A 750-nucleotide genomic window follows, 5' to 3' on the forward strand; every position below is an offset into this window, starting at 1 on the left:
CGAGCGCGGTAAAGGCTATCAAAAAGGGATCTCTAGCCCGAGCTTGAGCCGCACGCATTGCTCTAGGCTTTCGCCCTATTTAGCTTGGGGCAATATTAGTCTTAGGCAGGTGTATCAAATGGCGATAGACGCATACCATTCAACCCATCCCGATAAAAAAGGCTGGAAGCGTCCGCTTGCAGGGTTTATCTCTCGCCTGCATTGGCATTGCCATTTTATGCAAAAGTTTGAAAGCGAATGCAGCATGGAATTTAAAGCCTTAAATCCGGGTTACCATGCATTTCCGTATCGTGATGACGCTAAGGTTACTAGCGATATTGAACGCTGGGCACAGGGGCAAACCGGTATTCCTATTATTGATGCCTGCATGCGCTGTTTAAAAGCCACCGGTTATATTAACTTTAGAATGCGCGCTATGCTGGTGAGCTTTGTAACCCATCATTTAAACATCAGCTGGCAACAGGCAAGTTTTCCGCTGGCTAATTACTTTTTAGACTTTGAGCCAGGTATTCATTATCCGCAAATACAAATGCAGGCATCGGTTACTGGCATTAATACTATTCGCCATTACAACCCCATTAAACAATCTGAAGATCAAGACCCAACCGGCGCATTTATAAAAAAATGGTGCCCCGAACTTGAAAAGCTCCCCATTGAATATTTACATCAACCCTGGCAACAAACGCCAATGGAAGTGTTATTTAACGACTTTAAACTTGGTGAAGATTACCCAGAGCCGATGCTTGATTT

General features: G+C 44.4%; 1 protein-coding gene. It reads left to right on the plus strand.

The window, feature by feature from the left end:
* Positions 1 to 750, plus strand: a 750-nt coding sequence (locus CWB76_RS19070) for an FAD-binding domain-containing protein (protein ID WP_212751301.1), incomplete at both ends; no start/stop codon positions are given.

Origin of the sequence: Pseudoalteromonas sp. S1609 (genome assembly GCF_005887255.1) — a bacterium.
Classification (GTDB): domain Bacteria; phylum Pseudomonadota; class Gammaproteobacteria; order Enterobacterales; family Alteromonadaceae; genus Pseudoalteromonas.